The sequence below is a fragment of the Providencia sp. PROV252 genome (assembly GCF_033676005.1).
Taxonomy (GTDB): domain Bacteria; phylum Pseudomonadota; class Gammaproteobacteria; order Enterobacterales; family Enterobacteriaceae; genus Providencia; species Providencia vermicola.
On sequence record NZ_CP096294.1, the window covers coordinates 812,515 to 835,059 of the forward strand.

Here is a 22,545-nt window from a genome sequence, read left to right on the forward strand (position 1 = left end):
TAGGCTCGTCATACTTTAAGTTACAGGTGTATTGGCTAGAATTGGCTCAAATGCAGGTTTTAGTCTATTTTAGGAAGTGCAGTCATTTGCCGCCTATTTGTAACTTGAATTATTCAGAGTATAAATTATTTATTTCGTTTAAAACGAAAATAGAGATAGCGAAAACGGAAAATCTACCATGTCATATGGCGAATTTGACCTCATCGCACGTTACTTTAACCGTCAAACCACTAACCGACGTGATGTGAATATCGGTATTGGTGATGATTGTGCGTTGATGACCATCCCGGAAAAACAGCAACTTGCTGTGAGTACTGACACTCTCGTTTCCGGCATTCATTTCCTACCTACGATTTCTCCCGCTGACCTTGCGTACAAATCATTAGCCTCTAATTTAAGTGACCTTGCTGCAATGGGGGCTGATCCTGCATGGGTTTCTTTAGCTATTACACTGCCTTGTGTCGATTGTGAATGGTTGCAGTCTTTTAGTGATAGTTTGTTCGAACAACTAAATTATTATGGAATGCAATTAATTGGTGGTGATACGACTCGTGGGCCTATGAGCTTAACCTATACAGTGCATGGCTTAGTGCCAGTTGGTAAAGCAATGTCCCGTTCTGGTGCGCGTAATGGCGATTGGATTTATGTGACAGGCACATTGGGGGATAGCGCGGCAGGGCTCGCTATTTTGCAAGATAAACTGCATGTTGCGAACACCGAAGACAATGCGTGGTTAGTTGCACGCCATTTGCGTCCTCAACCGCGTATTTTACAAGGCCAAGCCCTGCGTAATTTAGCCTCTTCAGCGATTGATATTTCTGATGGCTTGGTTTCCGATTTAAACCATATTTTAAAAGCCAGTGGCTGCGGTGCGCGGATCAACTTAGATTCGTTGCCACAATCGGAGGCGTTAAAACAAAGTTGTAGTGTAGAACAAGGGCGCTTATGGTCGCTCAGTGGCGGTGAAGATTATGAATTGTGCTTCACAGTACCTGAAATCAACCGTGGTGCGCTAGAAATGGCGTTAGCACATACAGGCTCTGGTTTTACCTGTATTGGGCAGATCAAACCCCAATCCGAAGGGATCCGCTACTTTTGCAATAACCAAGAAGTTGATGTAAACCTTAAAGGTTTCGATCACTTTGTTTCGGAAGGTGTTTATGGCGACTAGCCAAGAAAAAGTAGAAGCGAAAAAACGGCTAAACATGCGTAACCCATGGCATTTACTTGCTACGGGGTTTGGCAGTGGATTATCGCCGATTGTTCCTGGAACGATGGGCTCACTCGCTGCAATCCCATTCTGGCTATTGATGTCAGGGATGCCCGTTTGGAGTTTATGGGTGGTGATTGTTGCAGGCTTCTGGATTGGCTGTATGATTTGCCAACGCACGTCGGACGACATGAAAATTCATGACCACGGCAGTATTGTCTGGGATGAGTTTATCGGTATGTGGATTACGTTGATGGCGATCCCTGTGGTGGATTTTGAGTGGGTTGTCACCGCTTTCTTTATTTTCCGTATTTACGATATGTGGAAGCCTTGGCCGATCCGTATTTTTGACCGTAAAGTTGGCGGCGGTTTTGGCATTATGATCGACGATATCATCGCGGCGATTTTCGCTTATGTAACTGTCTGGCTATGTGTTAAGTTTAATTTGCTCTCATTTTTATGAGTAAAATAAGAAGGCCATCAATGGATGGCCTTGCTTGCTTGTCATCATTAACAAAATTATTCCTTTCGACGACTAATTCCCATTACTGATGTTTGTGCTAGCGTTAACCCTTTGGTTTCTGGAGCAAACAATATCGAAACGACTAAACCTAATAACGACACTCCCGCCCCCATCAATACCACATTACTAATACCATATTCACTGATAAACACAGGCAGAGCCCACGTAGAAAAGATGGTTCCGATACGGCTAATTGACATGATCACACCGACGGCAGAAGCACGGATATCCGTTGGGAACAGTTCATTTGGATAGAGCCATTGTAAGATCCCAGGCCCTCCAGAGAAAAAGGCGTAGATCCCAAACATAATGATCACCAGACAGATCCCAAGGTTGGAAAATAGCCCGAGGGTCGCTAGTGCAAGTGTCATAATGGCAAAGCTGCCAATAAGTAAGGGACGTCTGCCCATTTTATTGAGCCAATACATGGCAGGCAGGCAACCTAACATAAAGAATAGGCTGATCACGACGTTACCGAGTGCGGCGTTTTTACCTTGATCCCAACCGAGCTGCCCAACAATTTGTGGGCCGAAGGTATAGATGGCGAACATTGGGATCACTTGGCAAGTCCAAATAATTGCGGTAAATAAGACGAAGGAAAAATGACGTTTAGTGAATAATTGCAGGAAATGTGTTTTCTTCTGTTCTTCCGCTTCAAACACCACGGGTTGCCCGAATAGTTTTTCCATCATTTTTTCACATTCTTTAATTCGCCCTTTACGTATCAACCACAGTGGCGATTCAGGCAAATCAAAGCGACCGATCAAAATAACGATGCAAGGGATTACTGCGCTGCCTAGCATCCAGCGCCAGCCGCCTTCGACATCGTACAGCACATAGCCCACAAGGTTGGCGCAAGTTGCCCCCACATACCACATCGCCGCAATAAAGCCGACGGCAAATGCCCTTTGTTTGGTGTTTGAAAATTCGGTGATCATTGAGGTAGCGATGGGGTAATCAGCGCCAATCACAATGCCAATCAAAAAGCGCATGAGAAGTAGCTGCAATGGCGTGGAGACAAACATGGTTGCGACAGAAATGACGCCGATCGCCACAATGTCAATGAGGAACATTTTGCGTCGACCGACTTGGTCACATATATAGCCAAAGAGCGATGTACCGATAAATAACCCTGCAAGGGTTGCTGCGCCGAGTAAGCCTATCCACTCGCTGCTTAAATTGAGTAAAGGGGTGAGTTGTTCAAGTGCGACACCGATCAGAACCAATACATAACCATCAAGAAAAGGCCCGCCGCTGCCCCACAGCATGATCCGCCGATGCACGGAGGAGAATTGAATATCATCAAAACTTTTCGGTTTCATTGTGTATCCCAGTGTCAGCGTAAAATACGCTATAAAACTCTCGAAGTCTTTGAAACTTCGAGAGTAATACTAATCAGCCGTAACGAAATTCAATGCCGAAAGTGCCACGTGGGTATTCCCACTTTTCGAGTGCACTCTCTAAGCCTAAAATACGGCAAGTACCGCACTCAAGGCAGCCAGCATAGTCAAAACGGACTGAGCCATCTTCTTGTTTTTTATATAAACCTGCGGGGCAGGCCTTTGTTAAAGTGTCGAGCACTTGCATATCAGGGTGTTCTTTGATGACGATATGTGGATTTTCTTCATCGACATTAAATTTATTGATACCAAGTTTGACATCAACGTTAACTGGCTGGCTCATATTGCTCTCACTCCTTTAATTCCATCCTTGATTAAATTCATGAAGCCCACTTTTTTCGCATGTTGCAGCATGGTTTTACGCAGTGGAACAGGCGCTTCATCCGAAATGGTAAATAATTTTTTCGCAATCCCAATCGCCATTTCTGGGTAAGCGGTAAACATACGTGGGTTATCCAAAAACTCAGGCATTTTTTGGTACATCTTCATGTCACGCAGTGGGCCTTCATTTAATAGTGAAAGATATTCACTGAGCCCTTGCTTGCTAAAGTCTTCTTTTTTCATTGCATTAAGCACAGTTTTAGCTGCCGCTTCACCCGAGGCAACGGCTAAATCCATGCCGCGAATGGTAAACCCAAGGTTCATACACATACCCGCTGCATCACCCGCAATTAACACGCCATCACGGACAAGTTCCGACTGCATTTTTAAGCCCGCTTCTGGCACAACGTGTGCAGCGTATTCAATCATCTTGCCGCCTTCAATTAACGGGGCGACAGCGGGGTGCTGCTTAAAATCTTCTAACATTTGTGGAACAGATTTTTTGGCATCTTTGATATGATGCAAACCACAAACCAGACCTAAAGAGACAGTGTCCTCATTGGTATATAAGAATCCCCCCCCCATTAGCCCATCAGTTGGCGAGCCAGCAAATAGCCATGCAACGCCTTCATTGTCTTTAATATTGAAGCGATTACATAAAACATCTTTAGGGAGTTCGATTAATTCTTTAACCCCAACAGCGACATGTTCAGCGCTCACACGCTTCGTCATGCCAATTTGTTCGGCGAGCAGTGAATTCACCCCATCAGCCAAAATAACAACTTTGGCTTCAAGCACATCACCATCCGCTTCGACACCAACGATTTTGCCGTCCCGCTCGACCAGTTTATCAACTCGGATACCTGTAATGCATTGCGCTCCCGCATTTTCAGCTTGTTCTACCAGCCACGGATCGAGTTTTCCCCGTAAAACAGACCAAGATGTTTCGTCTGGGCTCTGCTCGGCGCTATTTTGAAAATCGACGGTGACGGCACCGGTTTCAGTCATAAATGACAGCCTTTCACGGGTGATCATGCGTTCGATAGGCGCTTCTTGGGTAAATCCAGGAATAATGCGTTCTAAACTATGGGCGTACATCCGCCCACCTGTGACGTTCTTCCCGCCAGCGTAGTTTCCTCTTTCAATTAGGAGAACTTGCGCACCTTCACGGGCAAGCACCAGTGCAGCGACAGAACCCGCTAGGCCTGCGCCAACAATGATTGCATCAAAAATATCATCGGACATAGTTTCTCCAAATCATACTAAGCAGTGGAGTGACAACTCCACTGCGATAGGCTTATTTCGCCAATTGTTGCGTTAAAGCAGGCAGAATTTTGAATAAATCACCGACAATGCCGTAATCGGCAAATTGGAAGATAGGTGCGTTTTTATCTTTGTTAATGGCAACGATAGTTTGTGCGCCATTTGCCCCGACCATGTGCTGGATTTGCCCTGAAATACCGACAGCAAGGTAAAGTTCAGGTTTGAGCATTAAGTTGGAAATCCCAACGTAGCGCTCGTGCTCCATCCATTTTTCATTTTCAGCGACAGGGCGGGAGCAGGCAATTTCAGCACCTATGGCATCCGCAAGCGTTTTGGCAATGGCAATGTTTTCTTGGCTGCCGATTCCGCGACCCACACTCACTACAAGGCGAGCTTTGTCTAATTCCACGGAGTTGCCTGCTTTTTTCTGAACCGAGGTACGTACAACAGATTGTTTTGGTTCGACCCATTGTGCAGTTTGAGCCGTTCCGCTGCGTGATGCATCACTTGCAGCTGCTTCAAAGGTGCCTGTGGTAACGGTTGCAATGGAAAAGATGCTATTTAAGGTTTCTTGGCCAAAAGCTAAGCCGCCGTAGACCATATGTTTAATGACTGCTTTGTCGGCTTCGATAGCAATCGATGCCGCATCATTCGATACGGCAGCTTGCAGTCTTGCACCTAAACGAGCAGCCAGTAATTTTCCACGACGTGTATTCGGTAGTAGTAACAGGCCTTTGTCGCCATGTTGTTTAATGGTCGCAACGATGGTGTCAGCGTAGTCTTCCAAAATACGGTCATCAGGTTTGCCCGTTAATTGAAAGACTTGTGTTGCACCCAATTGAAATGCTTGGGAACTTTGTGCTTCATCTAATGCTAATACATTCACTTGCTCACCGAGGGTGAGTGCTCCGCCAATCAATTCGGGTAGACGGGAAGCCATATCGCTAAAGACCCAAACGGTTGATAATTTGCTCATGACGCCTCCGATTAAATAATTTTTCTTAAATGTTCAGCAAATTGTGCAATTTGGTCTTCGCCATCACCTTCAATAATGATGCGTTGACGCACTTTTTGCTTCGGTGCTGCAATCGATTGAGCCGATAAAGCGGCGACATCTGTGAGTGCAATATCAGCGATGCCCCATGCTTGAACTGGCTTTTTCGCAGCGCCTAAAATTGCTTTCATAGACGGAATAACAGGGACGTTAATATCGGAGGTCACTGCAATAATGGCTGGCAGCGGAAGCGACAATGTTTCAATTTCATCTTCAAGTTCGCGCTCAACGACAATGTTATCTGCCCCAAGAGAAACAATTTTCTTCACGCCATTAATGGCAGGAATTTGCAGGCTTTCACCTAGTAGAATGCTGACTTGCTGCGCATTGAGGTCAGCAGAACCGTCACCACAAATGATTAAGTCAAAACCTATTTTTTGTGCGGCTGCACCAAGGGCAATGGCACTTTGATGAGGAAGGGCATGTTCGAATTGGTCATCAATAACCACGACTAATTCATCTGGGCCGCGAGATAACACGTCTTTACGGCCTTTCATGTTGGTCAGCGCTTTGCCACCAATACTTAATGCTGTGATTTTGCTATCGGGTTGTTGTGCTTTAATTTGATTAGCCGCTTCGATGGCATTTAAATCATATTGACTAATTTTGGTATCCGCACGGGAAAAATCTAAAGAGCCATCTGAGCTATTAATAATAATATCTTGTTCATCAGGAACAGATTTATAGCATGTAATAATATTCATTACATCTCCTAAAAATATATTTAATAAATATGATCCGTTTTGGTTTCGGATTATATAATTATCATGAACTGGATATTTAAAAATAAAACCTAGGTCACCAATATTGAAAACTTGAAATTAAACGTGTTTTAAATATTCATACTGCTACCTTACTCACCAATATTGTAAAAATCATCAACTTAGCGACGAAATGTTCAATATTGCTACCCTAATCACCAATACTGAAGGTATTTAATAACATTGCCGTTACAAGATATTTTATCTATTTGTATTGATTGGTTATTTTGATAATAAAAACACGAAAAAACAGTAACAAATATTTATCACGAATAATATTGTGACCTTAATAACAGAATTGTTAATGATGAGCCGACATGATTTGAATAGTGATTGGATTAATAGTTAATTAAATTTATAGGAATTAAATAATAAATAAGTGGAGAGGTATTGCGAATAATATCTATTTTAAAACTTATGTATTAAATAATAAATCGGGATCGAACTATGAGCAAAGAAAATAAAAAGGGTGGGATAGAACCGAAAGTGTTTTTTCCTCCATTGATCATTGTTGGACTATTGTGTTGGTTAACCGTCCGTGACCTTGATGCTTCGAATGAAGTGATCAACCAAGTGTTTAGCTACGTGACAAACGTGTGGGGCTGGGCATTTGAATGGTATATGGTCGTGATGCTTGGTGGCTGGTTTTGGTTGATTTTAGGGCCATATGCGAAAAAAACCCTAGGGGAAGAGAAGCCTGAATTTAGCCGTGCGAGCTGGATTTTCATGATGTTCGCTTCGTGTACATCGGCAGCGGTACTTTTCTGGGGGTCTATTGAAATTTATTATTATATTTCAACGCCGCCTTTTGAATTTGCCCCTTATTCAACTCAGGCGAAAAGTATTGGGCTTGCCTATAGCTTATTCCACTGGGGGCCATTACCGTGGGCAACCTATAGCTTCTTAACGGTTGCTTTTGGTTACTTCTTCTTTGTACGTAAAATGGATGTTATCCGCCCAAGTAGTACATTAGTACCGCTGGTCGGTGAAAAACGCGTTAATGGTTGGTTCGGAACAATTGTTGATAACTTCTATTTAGTGGCGTTAATCCTTGCGATGGGCACTAGTTTAGGGTTAGCAACTCCGCTAGTGACTGAATGTATTCAGTATTTATTCGGTATCCCTCACACTTTACAGCTTGATGCGATCATTATTTTCTGCTGGATTGTTTTGAACGCAATCTGTGTGGCATTCGGTCTGCAAAAAGGGGTGAAAATTGCCAGTGATGTACGTAGCTACCTGAGTTTCTTAATGCTTGGATGGGTATTCATTGTTGGTGGTGCAAGTTTTATCGTTAACTACTTTACCGATTCTATCGGGGTATTAATGATGTATATGCCGCGCATGCTGTTCTATACAGATGCGGTCGGTAAAAGCGGTTTCCCACAAGGCTGGACAGTATTCTATTGGGCTTGGTGGGTTATCTACGCAATTCAAATGTGTATTTTCCTCGCACGTATCTCTAAAGGTCGTACCGTTCGTGAACTGTGTATTGGTATGGTCGCGGGTCTGACCGCAGGTACCACTCTGATTTGGACGATTTTAGGCAGTAACACACTGCAACTTGTCGACCAAAATATTATTAACATTCCAAAACTGATTGATGAGTTTGGCGTTCCACGCGCCATCATTGAGACATGGGCTGCCTTACCTTTGAGTACTGTAACAATTTGGGGCTTCTTCATCCTCTGCTTTATCGCCACTGTGACACTAATTAATGCTTGTTCTTACACCCTCGCCATGTCGACTTGTCGCGCAGTGAAAGACGGTGAAGAGCCGCCATTGTTAGTGCGCATCGGTTGGTCTGTTTTAGTTGGTGTCATCGGCATTGTTTTACTGGCTCTAGGCGGATTGAAACCAATTCAAACAGCGATAATTGCCGGAGGATGCCCACTTTTTTTCGTCAACATTATGGTAACGCTCTCGTTTATTAAAGATGCCAAAGTGCATTGGAAAGATGACTAATTTACTCAGAAACAACATTTAAGAGGTTATTGATATGGATTTTAGATTGAATGATGAGCAGGAGCTGTTTGTCGCAGGGATCCGTGAACTGATGGCCAGTGAAAACTGGGAAAGCTACTTCGCACAATGCGACCGCGACAGCCAATACCCTGAACGCTTTGTCAAAGCGTTAGCGGATATGGAAATCGATAACCTGCTGATTCCAGAAGAGCATGGTGGTTTAGATGCAGGGTTTATCACCGTTGCTGCGGTGTGGATGGAACTGGGGCGTTTAGGTGCGCCAACATACGTGCTGTATCAACTGCCGGGTGGTTTCAATACCGTACTGCGTGAAGGGACGCAAGAACAGATTGATAAAATCATGGCGTTCCGCGGCACGGGGAAACAAATGTGGAACTCAGCCATTACTGAGCCGGGCGCGGGTTCTGACGTGGGTAGCCTGCAAACTACTTATCAGCGCCGTAACGGTAAAGTTTACCTGAACGGAAGCAAATGTTTTATCACCAGTAGCGCCTATACGCCATACATTGTGGTGATGAGTCGCGATGCAGATTCGCCAGATAAACCCGTCTTTACTGAGTGGTTCTTGGATATGAGCAAACCAGGTATCAAGGTTAACAAACTTGAAAAGCTGGGCCTGCGCATGGATAGCTGCTGTGAAATTACTTTTGATAACGTCGAACTAGATGAAAAAGACATGTTCGGTCGCGAAGGAAACGGCTTTAACCGCGTAAAAGAAGAGTTTGACCATGAACGTTTCTTAGTGGCGCTAACTAACTACGGTACAGCGATGTGTGCATTTGAAGATGCGGCGCGTTATGCCAACCAACGCGTTCAATTCGGCGAAGCAATCGGTCGTTATCAATTAATTCAAGAAAAATTTGCACATATGGCGATCAAGCTCAATTCAATGCGCAACATGTTATACGAAACTGCATGGAAGAGTGATAACGGGCTGATCACCTCAGGTGATGCAGCAATGTGTAAATACTTCTGTGCAAATGCCGCATTCGAAGTGGTGGACTCTGCGATGCAAGTACTGGGTGGCGTTGGTATCGCGGGTGAACATCGGATCGCACGTTTCTGGCGCGACCTGCGTGTTGACCGCGTATCGGGTGGTTCAGATGAAATGCAAATACTGACACTAGGCCGCAGTGTACTGAAACAGTACCGCTAATGACGTAACCGTCGTGGATTGACCCTTTGATCATGGTTAGAGGGTCAACCGAGTTTCACAGGAGAATCGAACATGGCAGCGCATTTACCTATGCCTGAATTTGGCCCGCTTTCTGGGGTTAAAGTCGTATTTTCAGGAATTGAAATTGCAGGCCCATTCGCGGGGCAAATGTTTGCGGAATGGGGGGCAGAAGTTATTTGGATTGAGAACGTGGCATGGGCAGACACTATTCGTGTCCAGCCAAATTACCCGCAGCTATCGCGACGTAATTTACGGGCGCTCTCATTGAATATCTTTAAGGATGAAGGACGAGAAGCATTTCTTAAGTTAATGGAAACGACGGATATATTTATAGAGGCGAGTAAAGGCCCTGCTTTTGCCCGCCGAGGGATCACGGATGAAGTGCTGTGGGAGCACAATCCAAAATTGGTTATCGCTCACTTATCGGGCTTTGGCCAGTATGGCGACCCGCAATATACCAATCTTGCTGCATATAACACCATTGCTCAAGCCTTCAGTGGCTACCTGATTCAAAACGGTGATAAAGACCAACCAATGCCCGCTTTCCCATATACGGCAGACTATTTCTCGGGTATGACCGCCACAACCGCGGCATTAGCTGCGTTATATAAAGCGCGCGAAACAGGGAAAGGGGAAAGCATCGACGTGGCAATGTATGAAGTGATGCTGCGTATGGGGCAATACTTCATGATGGATTATTTCAATGGTGGTGAAGTTTGCCCACGTATGACCAAAGGGAAAGACCCGTACTATGCAGGTTGCGGCCTGTATAGCTGTAACGATGGTTATATTGTCATGGAAATTGTCGGTATCACGCAAATCCAAGAAATTTTCAAAGATATTGGTCTCGCACATTTATTGGGTACTCCTGAGATCCCAGAAGGCACACAACTGATTCACCGTGTTGAATGCCCATATGGGCCACTCGTTGAGGAAAAATTAGATGAGTGGTTAGGCGCACGTTCCATCGAAGAGGTACTTGCAAGGTTAGCTGAGCTGAATATTGCGAGCGCTAAAGTGTTAACCATTCCTGAGTTAGAAACTAACCCACAATATATTGCCCGTGAATCCATCACCAGTTGGCAAACCATGGATGGGGAAACCTGTCGTGGCCCAAATGTGATGCCAAAATTCAAAAACAATCCAGGACAAATCTGGCGTGGTATGCCATCTCACGGTATGGACACCACTGAAATACTAAAAAACATTGGCTACAACGAAAATGATATTCGGGAGCTGGTCGATAAAGGGCTAGCGAAAATTGTTGAGTAATTAAGTGATTATTCAGGTCAATCTTTCCTGTTGGCCTGAATGTTCATTGGGGAAATAGAGGGAAAACAATTAATGGATGTAATCGGTAGACAAAATTTGCGTCAAATGTGGGACGACCTTGCGTTAACTCACCAAGACAATAAGGCGCTTATCTTTGAGTCTTGCGATGGAAATATTCGTGAATTCAGCTATTTAGAAATGAATGAGCAAATCAATCGCACAGCGAATCTCTTTTTAGCCTATGGCATTCAAAAAGGGGATAAAGTTGCCTTACATCTGGATAATTGCCCTGAATTTTTCTTTTGCTGGTTTGGTTTAGCGAAAATCGGCGCAATTATGGTGCCCATCAACGCACGGTATAAATATAACGAAAGCGCGTGGATTATGCAGAACTGCCAACCTCGTATGGTAGTGACTTGCACCGTATTTTTAGATATTTATCAACGTGTTTTGGCGGATGAAAGCACTTGTCTTGAACGTGTTTTTTTAATTGCAGATACACCCGTCCGACAACAAGATGGCATTTCGGACTTTTTATCAGAACAAGCGGCTCAGCCAGCGGCGCTCACACAAATTGTTGAGCTCAGTGTGAGCGATACTGCGGAAATCTTATTTACCTCAGGAACAACGTCAAAGCCTAAAGGGGTGATTATCACCCACTATAATTTACGTTTTGCGGGGTACTACTCTTCATGGCAAAACGCGTTACGTGCCGATGATGTGTATTTAACGGTGATGCCTGCTTTCCACATTGACTGTCAATGTACGGCATCGATGGCAGCTTTCTCCGTTGGTGCAACGTTTGTCTTAATCGAAAAATACAGTGCGCGGCGTTTTTGGCAGCAAATTGTTAGGCATCGTGCCACTGTGACTGAGTTAATCCCAATGATGATCCGAACGTTATTAAGCCAACCGCTGGCGGATAACGAAAAAGAGCATTGCCTGCGAGAAGCCATGTTTTATCTCAATTTAAGCGATGAAGAAAAAGAGCAATTTATGGCACGTTTTGGCGTGAAACGCTTTTTAACTTCTTATGGTATGACCGAAACGATAGTGGGGTTGATTGGGGACAGACCTGGTGATATCCGCCGCTGGCCATCAATTGGCCGCCCTGGTTTTTGTTACCAAGCGCAAATTCGGGATAAAAACAACCAACCCGTTGAAACAGGAGTGATTGGCGAACTGTGTGTTAAAGGTGAGCGCGGTAAAACGCTGTTTAAAGCGTATTACAACAACCCCGAGGCTACAGAAAAAGCCTTTGATGGCGCAGGTTGGATGCATACAGGGGACTTCGCTTACCAAGACGAAGACGGTTTTTTCTATTTTGTTGATAGAAGCAGCAATATGATCAAACGCGGTGGTGAGAACGTCTCTTGTAGTGAAATCGAAAATATCATTGCCTCACACCCTGCCATTGTGGATGTAGCGGTCATTGGTGTTGCGGATGATATACGTGACGAAGCCATTAAGGCGTTTATTGTGCTGGAAGAAGGGGAAACCTTAACGCAGGAGGAGTTCTTTGCCTTTTGTGAAAAACAAATGGCGAAATTTAAAGTACCAACGTGTGTTGAAGTGCGCAAAGATTTACCGCGAAATTGTTCTGGGAAAGTACTGAAAAAACATCTGCAATAATCGGATCATTCTATTAATTCTGAGGATCCCTCTGTTTATTACTTAAAACAGAGGGATCCCCCTATGATGACGAAAGGATTGCACTATGAGTGAATCATTAAAAATTACCCGTAATGGCTCCATTTTGGAAATCGTACTCGATAGGCCTAAAGCGAATGCGATAGATGCAAAAACCAGTTTCAAAATGGGTGAAGTTTTTCTTAACTTTCGAGATGACCCATCTTTAAGAGTCGCCATTATTACAGGGGCAGGGGAACGTTTTTTCTCTGCAGGGTGGGATCTAAAATCCGCTGCGGAAGGTGAAGCCCCTGATGCGGATTTTGGTCCTGGTGGCTTTGCTGGGTTGACTGAGATTTTTAATCTTAATAAACCCGTGATTGCGGCGGTTAACGGTTATGCATTTGGTGGCGGTTTCGAACTCGCATTGGCGGCAGATATGATTATTTGTTCAGAAAATGCCAGTTTTGCGTTGCCAGAAGCCCAATTAGGGATTGTTCCAGACAGTGGCGGTGTTTTACGTCTGCCAAAAATAGTGCCTGCACCTATCGTGAATGAAATGGTAATGACAGGCAGGCGTATGGATGCTCAAGAAGCATTGCGTTGGGGCGTTGCGAATGATGTGGTGCCTATTGAAAAATTGATGGATAGAGCCCGTGAGCTGGCAGAGCAAATCACGCAAAGCGCACCATTAGCGGTTGCGGCATTAAAAGAAATTTTCCGTGCAACTGGGGAGTTGACCGTCGAAGAGGGTTACAAACTGATGCGCAGTGGGGTATTAACCAATTACCCAGCGGTTTTACACTCTGAAGATGCGACAGAAGGGCCGTTAGCGTTTGCAGAGAAACGTTCTCCAAGTTGGAAAGGCCGATAATCTAGCCACCTGAGAGGTCAATTGTGAGCTTCTATTCATTTGAAGGCGTAAGGCCCGTGGTACACCCAACGGCGTATGTTCATCCTTCCGCGGTCGTGATTGGTGATGTAATTATCAAAGAAGGAGTATTTGTTGGGCCGAATGCGTCACTCAGAGGGGATTATGGGCGCTTAGTGATTGAAAAAGGGGCCAATATTCAAGATTGCTGCATTATGCACGGTTACAGTGATGTAGAAACGATTGTGCGGGAGTGCGGGCATATTGGTCATGGCGCTATTTTACACGGGTGTATCATTGGCCGCGATACTTTAGTCGGAATGAATAGCGTCATCATGGATGGCGCCGTGATTGGTGAGGAAAGCATTGTTGCTGCAATGAGTTTTGTTAAAGCTGGTTTTCAAGGCGAACCACGGCAAATGTTAGTGGGGAGCCCCGCACGATTTCTTCGTCAGGTTAAGGATGAAGAACTACATTGGAAGCAATTGAATACAAAAGAGTACCAGGATCTTGCTGGGCGCTATCTTGTTGGGTTAGAAGAGACTAAGCCCCTCACTGAAATTGAAATTAATCGACCAAAACTATTTGGTACCACAGAAGTGAAGCCTAAAGGGCAATAATAGGTATTGGTCGGAAATAAAAAAACGCGGGTTTAAAACCTGCGTTTTTTTATTGATATAACATATTAACTAGCGGCGCTGTGCTTTGGATAACATCCATTGCCATTTCTGTTCTCTATTCAGTTCACTTGGTGGCATTGAAGCCGCTTTCACGGGGGAATCTATGGTGACTTTTTCCGATTGGTGGTTTCTTAAACGAGAATAAAGTTGGTTATCAATTTTACTCACTTTAATTAAACGCTGGCATTGGCACCCACGACCCGATAGTTTATTCGGGATCATTTTAACTTCACATTGGATCTCAGCCACATCCGATAGAATATAAGAAACAATATTAACAGCATTAGGATGCGGAATATCGAAATTGTTAGATATTTCTCTGGCGGTTGTCCAACGACCTTGCTTCATTACCCAATGTGCTATGGATAAATACAAGGGTTCGTTAATATATTGTCCACACATAAGCGCTCCCAAATCTAATTATTAAAATTGAATAAATAAAGAGAAACTATATGTAAATTGTAGTTGGAATAATGTTATTTATCTCCCGTAATAAATTAAAGGAAAATAATTAATTATTAAAGCCTGGTTAAAATTGTTAAAATAATATATTTGTTATTGATTTATTTTACTTTGCTTTTAGATAGTTAAGTAATTTATAACGAATATAAGTCAGAGCCTAAATTGCGCAGTCATACAGTGACAAGGTTCATAATAATAGATTTAAAAATAATTTGCATGTGTTTATTTTTGAAAATTACATTCAAGGTAATAATTTTGTTTATATTCTATTTTTGGGTGAAGAGATAAACATTGTTGTTTATTATCTGATTATATTTGGTTTTTTTATTGGAAGGGATGTTATTAAACTAAGGGGAATATGTAAATGTTGTTATTTTAGATAACTATTTTTATAACAAATTAATCTAATACTCAATTAATGCGTATTTGAAAGAAAATGAGAGTCATTACACGAAATAATGACTCTCATTTAATAAAAGGTTATTTATTCAGGTAGCTTGTGATTGAATTAACAATGCCTTTGGCATTTAATCCAAGATCGGCAATCAGCTCTTCTTGGCTACCTTGGGAGATAAAGTAGTCTGGCAAGCCAAGGTTTAATACAGGAATTATTTTCTTTTCATGCATTAAAAACTCGTTCACGCCACTCCCTGCGCCACCCATGATGGCATTTTCTTCGAGTGTCACTAACACATCATGGCTATTTGCCATCTCGAGGATCAATGCTTCATCCAAGGGTTTCACAAAGCGCATATCCACAACGGTCGCATTTAATTGCTCTGCGGCTTCAAGCGCGTGGCTGAGTAAGGTCCCGAAGCACAGAATAGCCACTTTTTCACCTTGGCGGCGGATGACTCCTTTACCAATAGGTAATGGTGCTAAAGGCTGGAGTTCAGCCCCTGTACCCGTACCACGAGGGTAACGGACAGCACTTGGACCATCGTTATAGTGGTAGCCAGTGTGTAGCATCTGGCGGCACTCATTTTCATCACTAGGGGCCATGATAACCATGGTTGGTATACAGCGCAGGAATGAAATATCAAAAGACCCTTGGTGAGTTTGCCCATCGGCACCTACGATCCCTGCGCGATCAATTGCAAACATCACGGGGACTTTTTGGATTGCTACATCATGAATAACTTGGTCATAGCCACGTTGCAAGAACGTTGAATAGATAGCGACAATCGGTTTATAACCACCAATCGCTAAACCTGCAGCAAAGGTTACAGCGTGTTGCTCAGCGATAGCGACGTCGAAGTATTGGTCTGGAAATTCTTTTGAAAAACGCACCATACCAGAGCCTTCACGCATGGCTGGCGTGATAGCCATTAATTTGCCATCATCTTTTGCTTCGTCACACAACCAATCACCAAAAATTTTGGAGAATGTTGGGCCAGTTTCTTTGCTTTTCGGTAACGTAAAGGTACTTGGGTCAAATTTAGGTACTGCATGCCAGCTAATTGGGTCTTTTTCCGCAGGCTCATAACCGCGGCCTTTTTTGGTCATGATGTGCAGAAATTGTGGCCCTTTTAAGTCACGCATATTTTTCAATGTTTGGGTGAGTGCAACAACATCGTGCCCATCGACAGGGCCAATATAGTTGAAACCAAGCTCTTCAAACATTGTACCAGGCACCACCATACCTTTGATGTGTTCTTCGGTTTTCTTCAGTAATTCTTTAATCGGTGGCATGTTAGAGAACACTTTTTTGCCACTTTCGCGTAATGTGGTGTACAGCTTGCCAGAAAGTAAGTGCGCCAAATGGTTATTGAGCGCGCCAACATTTTCTGAAATCGACATTTCGTTGTCGTTGAGGATAACCAGCATATCTGGCGCGGCATCTCCTGCGTGGTTCATGGCTTCAAATGCCATCCCTGCCGTGATTGCACCATCGCCAATGACACACACGGTTTTACGGTTTTGTTTCTCTTTTTCTGCCGCAATGGCCATACCTAAACCAGCACTAATGGATGTTGAGGAATGGCCAACGCTTAAAATGTCATACTCACTTTCACCACGCCATGGAAATGGATGTAAACCATTTTTTTGACGAATAGTATCAATACGGTCACGGCGTCCCGTTAAGATTTTATGGGGATACGCTTGGTGGCCGACATCCCAAACTAGGTTATCAAAGGGGGTTTTGTAGACATAATGCAAGGCAACAGTCAGTTCTACTGCACCAAGACCAGAGGCAAAGTGACCGCTAGAGCGACCCACGCTACTCAGTAAAAATTGTCTGAGTTCATCACAAAGCTTAGGTAAGCTTTCTTTGGGCAGCAGACGAAGCTCATCAGGCGTCTCAGCCAATGCTAGCGTTGGATATTTAGCGATATCAATACTCATTAGGTGCTCACTTATAATTAATCAAAAATACCCATCCTATTTTCAGCGACAGTAAAGGGCTGTATTTTCTTACGCTAGACATACATAAAAATCGATGTTTCGCGATTTGTTCTATTAGCCACTGACCCATCACATCAAATAGTTAAGGTAAAGCCCGTTTTACAGCTTAAACTACATCGGGTAATCAATGCCGTAATTATCAGTCTTCTTAATGCCTAAAGGCAAAGCATATTGTCAGCTTTTACGCTCAATAATAAAATTAGCTAAAGCACTTAGCATCTCTATATTATACCCATGGGATTGGATCGTCTCTAAAGCGTCTATTGCATCATGATATAGCTCACGCGCTTTTTTCTGTGCAGCCTCAAGGCCGAGTAGCGATGGGTAAGTACTCTTTTCATGTTCAGCATCCGCGCCTTGGCGCTTACCCGTTACCGCACTATCCCCAATGACGTCTAGGATATCGTCTTGAACTTGAAAGGCAAGTCCAATGGATTCGGCATATTTATCTAAGGCTGGTAACAATTGATGGCCTTTATCGCCAGCGGCATATGCCCCAAGACGAATCGCTGCACGAATGAGCGCACCAGTTTTATGTTGATGAATACGTTCTAATGAAGCAAGGTCAACATGTTTGCCTTCTGCATCTAAATCAAGGGCTTGGCCACCACACATTCCTGCTAGGCCACTGGCGTAAGCTAGTTCAGCTATCATCGCGATACGGTCTTTATCAGAAATATCAGGCATTTTCGCTGAAGCAAGTAACTGAAACGCGAGGGTTTGTAAGGCATCACCCGCTAAAACGGCATTACCTTCACCATACTTGATATGGCAAGTCGGCTGGCCGCGACGTAAATCATCATCGTCCATAGCGGGTAAATCATCATGAATCAATGAATAAGCATGAATACATTCAACTGCTGAGGCGGGGGCATCAAGGTTTTCTTCACTGACACCCAGCATGGAGCCGACTGCATAGGTTAGAAAGGGGCGTAAACGTTTCCCACCTAATAATGCACCGTAACGCATTGCATTGGCTAATGGCAGTTCTGCAAAAGGCAGTGCATTTAGCGTATCTAATAGGTATTGGTTAACTCTGTCGTAGGCATGTTTTTGTTGCAGTGCAAAGCTATCTGGAAGTTGTTCAGACATAATTTATTCAGTTTCAGGTGAAAAATCGGCAAGGGGTTTATTTTCATCATCGCTAAGCAATATTTGTACGCGTTGTTCGGCCTGTTGCAGTACTTTTTGACCTTGTTTGGCGATTTGGACACCACGCTCGAATTCATTGAGCGCATCTTCTAGTGGAAGATCGCCAGATTCGAGGCGAGCAACAATTTGCTCCAGCTCTTGAAGTGAGTTTTCGAAACTAACAGTTGGAACTTGCTGAGATTTTTCTTTAGCCATGTTATTTAGCCACTAATGTTAAATCAATATATTTGGAGTATTTTAAATATTTAGCAGACTAACGCAGTCTTGCTACGGTTACAATTTATTATTGGTGTTTTTAGATTCAGTCCGCAAGATAGTGTTATAATACGCCTCTTTATTGACAATTGGTAACGTGTACATGTGTCACTGTGAGATACATTCGTTAGCCCCAACAACCATGAACATGCAGCTATTATGAAGTTTATCATTAAGTTATTCCCAGAAATTACCATTAAAAGCCAAACTGTTAGGCTACGTTTTATTAAAATTTTGACCAGTAATATCCGTAACGTGCTTAAGTCACTTGGCGAAGAAATTTCGGTTGTCCGTAATTGGGATAACATAGAAGTGCGTGTGAAAGGGGAAACGAAGCATGACGAAATTTGTGACATGCTCGGTCGTATTCCAGGTATTCACCATATTCTTGAAGTTGAAGAAAAACCGTTTACCAGTTTGCACCATATCTTTGAAATGGCCCACGAAGCTTACGGCCCATCATTGGAAAATAAAACCTTTTGTGTGCGTGTAAAGCGCCGCGGTAAACATGAGTTTTCATCTATTGAAGCTGAGCGCTACATTGGCGGTGGGTTAAATCAACACATTGCTTCTGCGAAAGTGAAGCTTAAAGACCCTGATACCACCGTACATTTAGAAATTGAAGATGACAAACTCATCCTAGTGAAAGCGCGTATTGAAGGGATCGGTGGTTTCCCAATTGGTACTCAAGAAGATGTTTTATCGTTAATTTCAGGCGGTTTTGACTCAGGCGTTTCCAGCTACATGCTAATGCGCCGTGGCTGTCGCGTGCACTATTGTTTCTTTAATTTAGGCGGCGCAGCCCATGAAATTGGTGTGAAACAAATTGCGCACTATTTATGGAACCGTTTTGGGAGCTCCCATAAAGTGCGCTTTATTGCCGTTAACTTTGAACCTGTCGTCGCAGAAATTTTAGAAAAAGTCGACGATGGCCAAATGGGTGTTGTATTAAAACGTATGATGGTGCGTGCGGCGTCGAAAGTTGCAGAGCGTTATGGTGTGCAAGCGATTGTGACGGGGGAAGCACTTGGGCAAGTTTCTAGCCAAACCTTAACAAACTTACGTTTGATTGATAATGCGTCTGATACGTTAATATTAAGACCGCTGATTTCCCATGACAAAGAGCACATTATCAAATTAGCTCGTCAAATTGGGACGGAAGATTTTGCGAAAACCATGCCAGAATATTGTGGTGTGATTTCGAAAAGCCCAACAGTGAAAGCGGTAAAAGCACGGATCGAAGCGGAAGAAGCTAATTTTGACTTTTGTATTTTAGAGTCTGTTGTTGAGCAGGCACAAAATATCGATATTCGCCAAATCGCACAAGAAAGTCTAGAGAAAGTCCCTGAAATTGAAATGGTCAGTGAGCTTTCAGTGGAAAATGAAGTGATTGTGGATATCCGCTCTATTGATGAGTTCGAAGATAAACCTTTGAAAGTTGAAGGTATGGAAATCAAACATATTCCATTCTACAAACTCAGCACACAATTTGGTGACTTACCAAAAGATAAAACCTATCTATTATATTGTGACCGTGGGGTGATGAGCCGTTTACAGGCGTTGTACCTCAAAGAACAAGGGTTTGATAATATTAAGGTTTACCGCCCATAAGCGAGACAGGGTGCTTGTATCATCCAAAACTTATCAAAGAGAAATGTGGGGGAGATAACCCCCCCACAAGACTACTTACCGCACGATAAAGTAGCTTGAACCAGAGTATTTCCGCTACTGATGCTTAACGAACACAATCTTTCTTGCATCATGCCTGAAAAACTCAATACCGTAAGACACACGGTAATTAACCCTACAAGGGCAATTTTGGCCATTCCTCTTGACTACTTTTCTAAAAGGAGACAGAATCAAACTGTTAGGTTTTTGAGACTGCCTCGGATTAAGATTAACATCTAAATTCGGGGCTTTCGTCTTTTTGGCTCTGGCAAATGCTTGAACCAAAATGATCCAAGCACCCGTCGCAATCATAACAAAAAGCCGTGAGCTTCAAAGGCTTTTTCAGTCATTATCTGTAAAATAAATCATTTTAATTCAGTGTCTTAATTGATTTTTAATCAATTATTCATGGTGGGTATGAATAGAGGGTTTATCTTCCAAATAGTCGTTGATTCCATTCGGTAAAACCAATCACCTCGGGGTATTTTGGTGGCGATAATTAGACAGGGTGCTTGTACCACAAACCGACAATAGAAAGAGAAATGTGGGGGAGATACCCCACCACAAGACTACTTACCGCACGATAAAGTAGCTTGAACCAGAGTATTTCCACTACTGATGCTTAACGAACACAATCTTTCTTGCATCATGCCTGAAAAACTCAATACCGTAAGACACACGGTAATTAACCCTACAAGGGCAATTTTGGCCATTCCTCTTGACTCCTTTTCTAAAAGGAGACAGAATCAAACTGTTTGGGTTTTGAGACTGCCTCGGATTAAGATTAACATCTAAATTCGGGGCTTTCGTCTTTTTGGCTCTGGCAAATGCTTGAACCAAAATGATCCAAGCACCCGTCGCAATCATAACAAAAAGCCGTGAGCTTCAAAGGCTTTTTCAGTCATTATCTGTAATATAAATCATTTTAATTCAGTGTTTTAATTGATTCTTAACCAATTATTCATGGTGAGTATGAGTAGAGGGTTTATCTTCCAAATAATCGTTAATTCCATTCGGTAAAACAAGCTGCCCAGCAACGATTCCTGCGATTTCTCGACCAACTAATAATTCAATTAGTTTTAATGCAAAATCAAAGGACGTAGCGGGCCCTTGGCTGGTCAACAAATTGACGCGTTCATCAAAGTAAACTCGCCGATCAACCCATTTACTCGCAGGAATTTTATCTTTCATCGACGGATAGCAGGTCATATTACCAAGGGGAAATAGTTGGTGGTGTTCTAATACAATGGCAGGGGCAGCACAGATTGCTGCAACAATGTTACCGTCCAGATGCATACGGCGAACTTTTTCAACGACTAATGGGCTATCACGAAATGTTTCAGCGCCTTGGATGCCGCCAGGTAGAACGATAGCGTCAAAAGGTTCATCAGCCACTTTAATTAATGGGATGTCTGCGACGATTTTCATACCCCGTGAGGCGGTGATTTGCAGGGAGCCGTCTTCATTAGCACTAGCAAGAGTGACTTGAATGCCTGCTCTGACTAATAAATCCGCAGTAGTGACAATTTCAATCTCTTCACTACCATGGGTGATGCAAATTAGAACGGAAGTCGTCATATTGTTGTTCTCTATTTTTGACTAAATGATATAAACGGTCATTTTCAGGGGTATTTAGGCCATGAGCTCGGGCTTGTTTGATTAAAAATCCCGTGATGTAATCAATCTCTGTGCGACGATTATTGCGAATATCCTGTAACATGGACGAGTAGTTATTAGCGGTATTTTGAATAATGCCATTAATATACTCAGTCAGTTCTGTTTTATCGGTGTGTAACCCTTCTGCTGCCATAACGTGGCAGATTTCATCAATAACCCGTGAAATTTGCTCTGTGTGGTAAGTTAATTCACCATTTTTACAATTATGTTCTACCGTGAGAGGGTTGATAGCACAATTAGCGATCAGTTTTCGCCAACAGGTGGTCAAAATCTGATTGTGCCAAGCAACGTCAGGAAGTGCTTCATGTAGGATATCTGCAATAGGGTAATAAGCTTGTGCTTGTGAATTGATTGCCCCAATATGTGTCATTCCGTGAGCAACATGAAATACTTGGTTGTTTTCTTGCCAAGCCGCATGGGTTGTCACACCAGCTAAAACGGGGTGTCGCAAAGGTGCTAGCTCTTCTATTGTCCCCATTCCATTATGGAGGAGTAAAATGGGTGTTTTTTCAGGAATATTGCCAAGTAGAGGCAATAAGGCATCGGAAACTTGCCATGCTTTTAAGCAGACAATCACCAGTTCACTGGTTTGTAGATGATTGATATTATTACAAGGAATTAGTTCGCGAAAAGTACGTCCACCAGGTTCATTCACATCGACAAACAAATCGGGCTGAGCCACACGCAGCCAGCCTTGAGTATCATGGCCTTGTAAGGTGAGGCCAGCAAGCCAAAGCTTACCGATAGCACCACAACCGATCAGGGTTATTTTCATAGT

Annotated in this window: 22 protein-coding genes; 9 read left to right on the forward strand and 13 right to left on the reverse strand. The window is 43.3% G+C overall.

Going from position 1 to position 22,545, the window contains the following annotated elements; all coding sequences use genetic code 11:
- Nucleotides 1-178: 178 nt before the first annotated feature.
- Both thiL and pgpA read left to right on the forward strand, forming a co-directional pair.
- The gene (thiL, locus tag M1F05_RS03475; RefSeq protein ID WP_206084571.1) at nt 179-1,171 is read left to right on the forward strand and encodes a thiamine-phosphate kinase; all 993 of its coding nucleotides are present in this window, start codon (nt 179-181) and stop codon (nt 1,169-1,171) included.
- Nucleotides 1,161-1,673 (forward strand): phosphatidylglycerophosphatase A, encoded by a 513-nt coding sequence (gene pgpA, locus M1F05_RS03480; RefSeq protein WP_206084572.1) that lies wholly within the window; start codon nt 1,161-1,163, stop codon nt 1,671-1,673. Before thiL ends, pgpA begins: the two co-directional genes overlap by 11 nt.
- A 56-nt stretch (nt 1,674-1,729) precedes the next feature.
- On the opposite strand, the gene M1F05_RS03485 is transcribed toward pgpA, so the two are convergent.
- From M1F05_RS03485 to fixA, 5 genes are all read right to left on the reverse strand, one after another.
- A complete protein-coding gene (locus M1F05_RS03485) occupies nt 1,730-3,055 on the reverse strand; it encodes an MFS transporter (protein ID WP_206084573.1) in 1,326 nt (441 codons plus the stop codon).
- Nucleotides 3,056-3,128: 73 nt separating this feature from the next.
- Entirely contained in the window at nt 3,129-3,416 is a 288-nt protein-coding gene (fixX, locus tag M1F05_RS03490) for a ferredoxin-like protein FixX (protein ID WP_206084574.1), read from the reverse strand.
- Entirely contained in the window at nt 3,413-4,699 is a 1,287-nt protein-coding gene (gene fixC, locus M1F05_RS03495) for an FAD-dependent oxidoreductase FixC (RefSeq protein ID WP_206084575.1), read from the reverse strand. Before fixC ends, fixX begins: the two co-directional genes overlap by 4 nt.
- Nucleotides 4,700-4,751: 52 nt before the next feature.
- Entirely contained in the window at nt 4,752-5,693 is a 942-nt protein-coding gene (locus M1F05_RS03500) for an FAD-binding protein (RefSeq protein ID WP_206084576.1), read from the reverse strand.
- Between the two features lie 11 nt (nt 5,694-5,704).
- Nucleotides 5,705-6,475, reverse strand: coding sequence for a putative electron transfer flavoprotein FixA (gene fixA / locus M1F05_RS03505; protein ID WP_206084577.1), 771 nt, complete (start codon nt 6,473-6,475; stop codon nt 5,705-5,707).
- Between the two features lie 504 nt (nt 6,476-6,979).
- On the opposite strand from fixA, the gene caiT reads away from it, so the two are divergent.
- The 6 genes from caiT to caiE all read left to right on the forward strand — a co-directional run bounded on the left by caiT (nt 6,980) and on the right by caiE (nt 14,087).
- A complete protein-coding gene (caiT, locus tag M1F05_RS03510) occupies nt 6,980-8,497 on the forward strand; it encodes an L-carnitine/gamma-butyrobetaine antiporter (protein WP_206084578.1) in 1,518 nt (505 codons plus the stop codon).
- A gap of 34 nt (nt 8,498-8,531) precedes the next feature.
- A complete protein-coding gene (caiA, locus tag M1F05_RS03515; protein WP_102139025.1) occupies nt 8,532-9,674 on the forward strand; it encodes a crotonobetainyl-CoA dehydrogenase in 1,143 nt (380 codons plus the stop codon).
- 72 nt (nt 9,675-9,746) lie between these two features.
- Nucleotides 9,747-10,967: an L-carnitine CoA-transferase gene (caiB, locus tag M1F05_RS03520; RefSeq protein WP_206084579.1), complete on the forward strand. Its 1,221-nt coding sequence runs from the start codon at nt 9,747-9,749 to the stop codon at nt 10,965-10,967.
- 72 nt (nt 10,968-11,039) lie between these two features.
- Nucleotides 11,040-12,599: a crotonobetaine/carnitine-CoA ligase gene (caiC, locus tag M1F05_RS03525; protein WP_206084580.1), complete on the forward strand. Its 1,560-nt coding sequence runs from the start codon at nt 11,040-11,042 to the stop codon at nt 12,597-12,599.
- 85 nt (nt 12,600-12,684) lie between these two features.
- Nucleotides 12,685-13,470 carry a crotonobetainyl-CoA hydratase gene (caiD, locus tag M1F05_RS03530; RefSeq protein ID WP_206084581.1) on the forward strand — a complete coding sequence of 262 codons (786 nt, stop codon included), beginning with the start codon at nt 12,685-12,687 and terminating at the stop codon, nt 13,468-13,470.
- A 23-nt stretch (nt 13,471-13,493) separates the two neighbouring features.
- Complete coding sequence (gene caiE / locus M1F05_RS03535; protein ID WP_206084582.1) at nt 13,494-14,087, forward strand: carnitine operon protein CaiE; 594 nt, start codon at nt 13,494-13,496, stop codon at nt 14,085-14,087.
- A 69-nt stretch (nt 14,088-14,156) separates the two neighbouring features.
- Here caiE and caiF read toward each other — a convergent pair whose 3' ends face one another.
- The 4 genes from caiF to xseB all read right to left on the reverse strand — a co-directional run bounded on the left by caiF (nt 14,157) and on the right by xseB (nt 18,362).
- Nucleotides 14,157-14,549: a carnitine metabolism transcriptional regulator CaiF gene (caiF, locus tag M1F05_RS03540; RefSeq protein ID WP_206084583.1), complete on the reverse strand. Its 393-nt coding sequence runs from the start codon at nt 14,547-14,549 to the stop codon at nt 14,157-14,159.
- 540 nt (nt 14,550-15,089) lie between these two features.
- Nucleotides 15,090-16,955 (reverse strand): 1-deoxy-D-xylulose-5-phosphate synthase, encoded by a 1,866-nt coding sequence (gene dxs / locus M1F05_RS03545; protein ID WP_206084584.1) that lies wholly within the window; start codon nt 16,953-16,955, stop codon nt 15,090-15,092.
- 234 nt (nt 16,956-17,189) lie between these two features.
- The gene (ispA, locus tag M1F05_RS03550; protein ID WP_206084585.1) at nt 17,190-18,107 is read right to left on the reverse strand and encodes a (2E,6E)-farnesyl diphosphate synthase; all 918 of its coding nucleotides are present in this window, start codon (nt 18,105-18,107) and stop codon (nt 17,190-17,192) included.
- 3 nt (nt 18,108-18,110) lie between these two features.
- Nucleotides 18,111-18,362, reverse strand: coding sequence for an exodeoxyribonuclease VII small subunit (gene xseB, locus M1F05_RS03555; protein ID WP_206084586.1), 252 nt, complete (start codon nt 18,360-18,362; stop codon nt 18,111-18,113).
- A 219-nt stretch (nt 18,363-18,581) separates the two neighbouring features.
- Between xseB and thiI the strand changes: the two genes are divergently transcribed.
- On the forward strand, nt 18,582-20,033 hold the full coding sequence (gene thiI / locus M1F05_RS03560; RefSeq protein WP_206084587.1) for a tRNA uracil 4-sulfurtransferase ThiI: 1,452 nt from the start codon (nt 18,582-18,584) through the stop codon (nt 20,031-20,033).
- 71 nt (nt 20,034-20,104) lie between these two features.
- On the opposite strand, the gene M1F05_RS03565 is transcribed toward thiI, so the two are convergent.
- From M1F05_RS03565 to panE, 4 genes are all read right to left on the reverse strand, one after another.
- The gene (locus M1F05_RS03565) at nt 20,105-20,248 is read right to left on the reverse strand and encodes a Hok/Gef family protein (RefSeq protein ID WP_206084588.1); all 144 of its coding nucleotides are present in this window, start codon (nt 20,246-20,248) and stop codon (nt 20,105-20,107) included.
- Between the two features lie 411 nt (nt 20,249-20,659).
- The gene (locus M1F05_RS03570) at nt 20,660-20,803 is read right to left on the reverse strand and encodes a Hok/Gef family protein (RefSeq protein WP_206084588.1); all 144 of its coding nucleotides are present in this window, start codon (nt 20,801-20,803) and stop codon (nt 20,660-20,662) included.
- Between the two features lie 244 nt (nt 20,804-21,047).
- Nucleotides 21,048-21,668 carry a protein deglycase YajL gene (gene yajL, locus M1F05_RS03575; RefSeq protein WP_206084589.1) on the reverse strand — a complete coding sequence of 207 codons (621 nt, stop codon included), beginning with the start codon at nt 21,666-21,668 and terminating at the stop codon, nt 21,048-21,050.
- Complete coding sequence (gene panE / locus M1F05_RS03580) at nt 21,631-22,542, reverse strand: 2-dehydropantoate 2-reductase (protein ID WP_206084590.1); 912 nt, start codon at nt 22,540-22,542, stop codon at nt 21,631-21,633. Before panE ends, yajL begins: the two co-directional genes overlap by 38 nt.
- Between the last annotated feature and the right edge of the window lie 3 nt (nt 22,543-22,545).

What these genes read in the sequence shown, in the direction of transcription:
- thiL (WP_206084571.1), top strand. Translation starts at nt 179, where the DNA reads ATGTCATATGGCGAATTTGACCTCATCGCACGTTACTTTAACCGTCAA.
- pgpA (WP_206084572.1), top strand. Translation starts at nt 1,161, where the DNA reads ATGGCGACTAGCCAAGAAAAAGTAGAAGCGAAAAAACGGCTAAACATG.
- M1F05_RS03485 (WP_206084573.1), bottom strand. Translation starts at nt 3,055, where the DNA reads ATGAAACCGAAAAGTTTTGATGATATTCAATTCTCCTCCGTGCATCGG.
- fixX (WP_206084574.1), bottom strand. Translation starts at nt 3,416, where the DNA reads ATGAGCCAGCCAGTTAACGTTGATGTCAAACTTGGTATCAATAAATTT.
- fixC (WP_206084575.1), bottom strand. Translation starts at nt 4,699, where the DNA reads ATGTCCGATGATATTTTTGATGCAATCATTGTTGGCGCAGGCCTAGCG.
- M1F05_RS03500 (WP_206084576.1), bottom strand. Translation starts at nt 5,693, where the DNA reads ATGAGCAAATTATCAACCGTTTGGGTCTTTAGCGATATGGCTTCCCGT.
- fixA (WP_206084577.1), bottom strand. Translation starts at nt 6,475, where the DNA reads ATGAATATTATTACATGCTATAAATCTGTTCCTGATGAACAAGATATT.
- caiT (WP_206084578.1), top strand. Translation starts at nt 6,980, where the DNA reads ATGAGCAAAGAAAATAAAAAGGGTGGGATAGAACCGAAAGTGTTTTTT.
- caiA (WP_102139025.1), top strand. Translation starts at nt 8,532, where the DNA reads ATGGATTTTAGATTGAATGATGAGCAGGAGCTGTTTGTCGCAGGGATC.
- caiB (WP_206084579.1), top strand. Translation starts at nt 9,747, where the DNA reads ATGGCAGCGCATTTACCTATGCCTGAATTTGGCCCGCTTTCTGGGGTT.
- caiC (WP_206084580.1), top strand. Translation starts at nt 11,040, where the DNA reads ATGGATGTAATCGGTAGACAAAATTTGCGTCAAATGTGGGACGACCTT.
- caiD (WP_206084581.1), top strand. Translation starts at nt 12,685, where the DNA reads ATGAGTGAATCATTAAAAATTACCCGTAATGGCTCCATTTTGGAAATC.
- caiF (WP_206084583.1), bottom strand. Translation starts at nt 14,549, where the DNA reads ATGTGTGGACAATATATTAACGAACCCTTGTATTTATCCATAGCACAT.
- dxs (WP_206084584.1), bottom strand. Translation starts at nt 16,955, where the DNA reads ATGAGTATTGATATCGCTAAATATCCAACGCTAGCATTGGCTGAGACG.
- ispA (WP_206084585.1), bottom strand. Translation starts at nt 18,107, where the DNA reads ATGTCTGAACAACTTCCAGATAGCTTTGCACTGCAACAAAAACATGCC.
- xseB (WP_206084586.1), bottom strand. Translation starts at nt 18,362, where the DNA reads ATGGCTAAAGAAAAATCTCAGCAAGTTCCAACTGTTAGTTTCGAAAAC.
- thiI (WP_206084587.1), top strand. Translation starts at nt 18,582, where the DNA reads ATGAAGTTTATCATTAAGTTATTCCCAGAAATTACCATTAAAAGCCAA.
- M1F05_RS03565 (WP_206084588.1), bottom strand. Translation starts at nt 20,248, where the DNA reads ATGGCCAAAATTGCCCTTGTAGGGTTAATTACCGTGTGTCTTACGGTA.
- M1F05_RS03570 (WP_206084588.1), bottom strand. Translation starts at nt 20,803, where the DNA reads ATGGCCAAAATTGCCCTTGTAGGGTTAATTACCGTGTGTCTTACGGTA.
- yajL (WP_206084589.1), bottom strand. Translation starts at nt 21,668, where the DNA reads ATGACGACTTCCGTTCTAATTTGCATCACCCATGGTAGTGAAGAGATT.
- panE (WP_206084590.1), bottom strand. Translation starts at nt 22,542, where the DNA reads ATGAAAATAACCCTGATCGGTTGTGGTGCTATCGGTAAGCTTTGGCTT.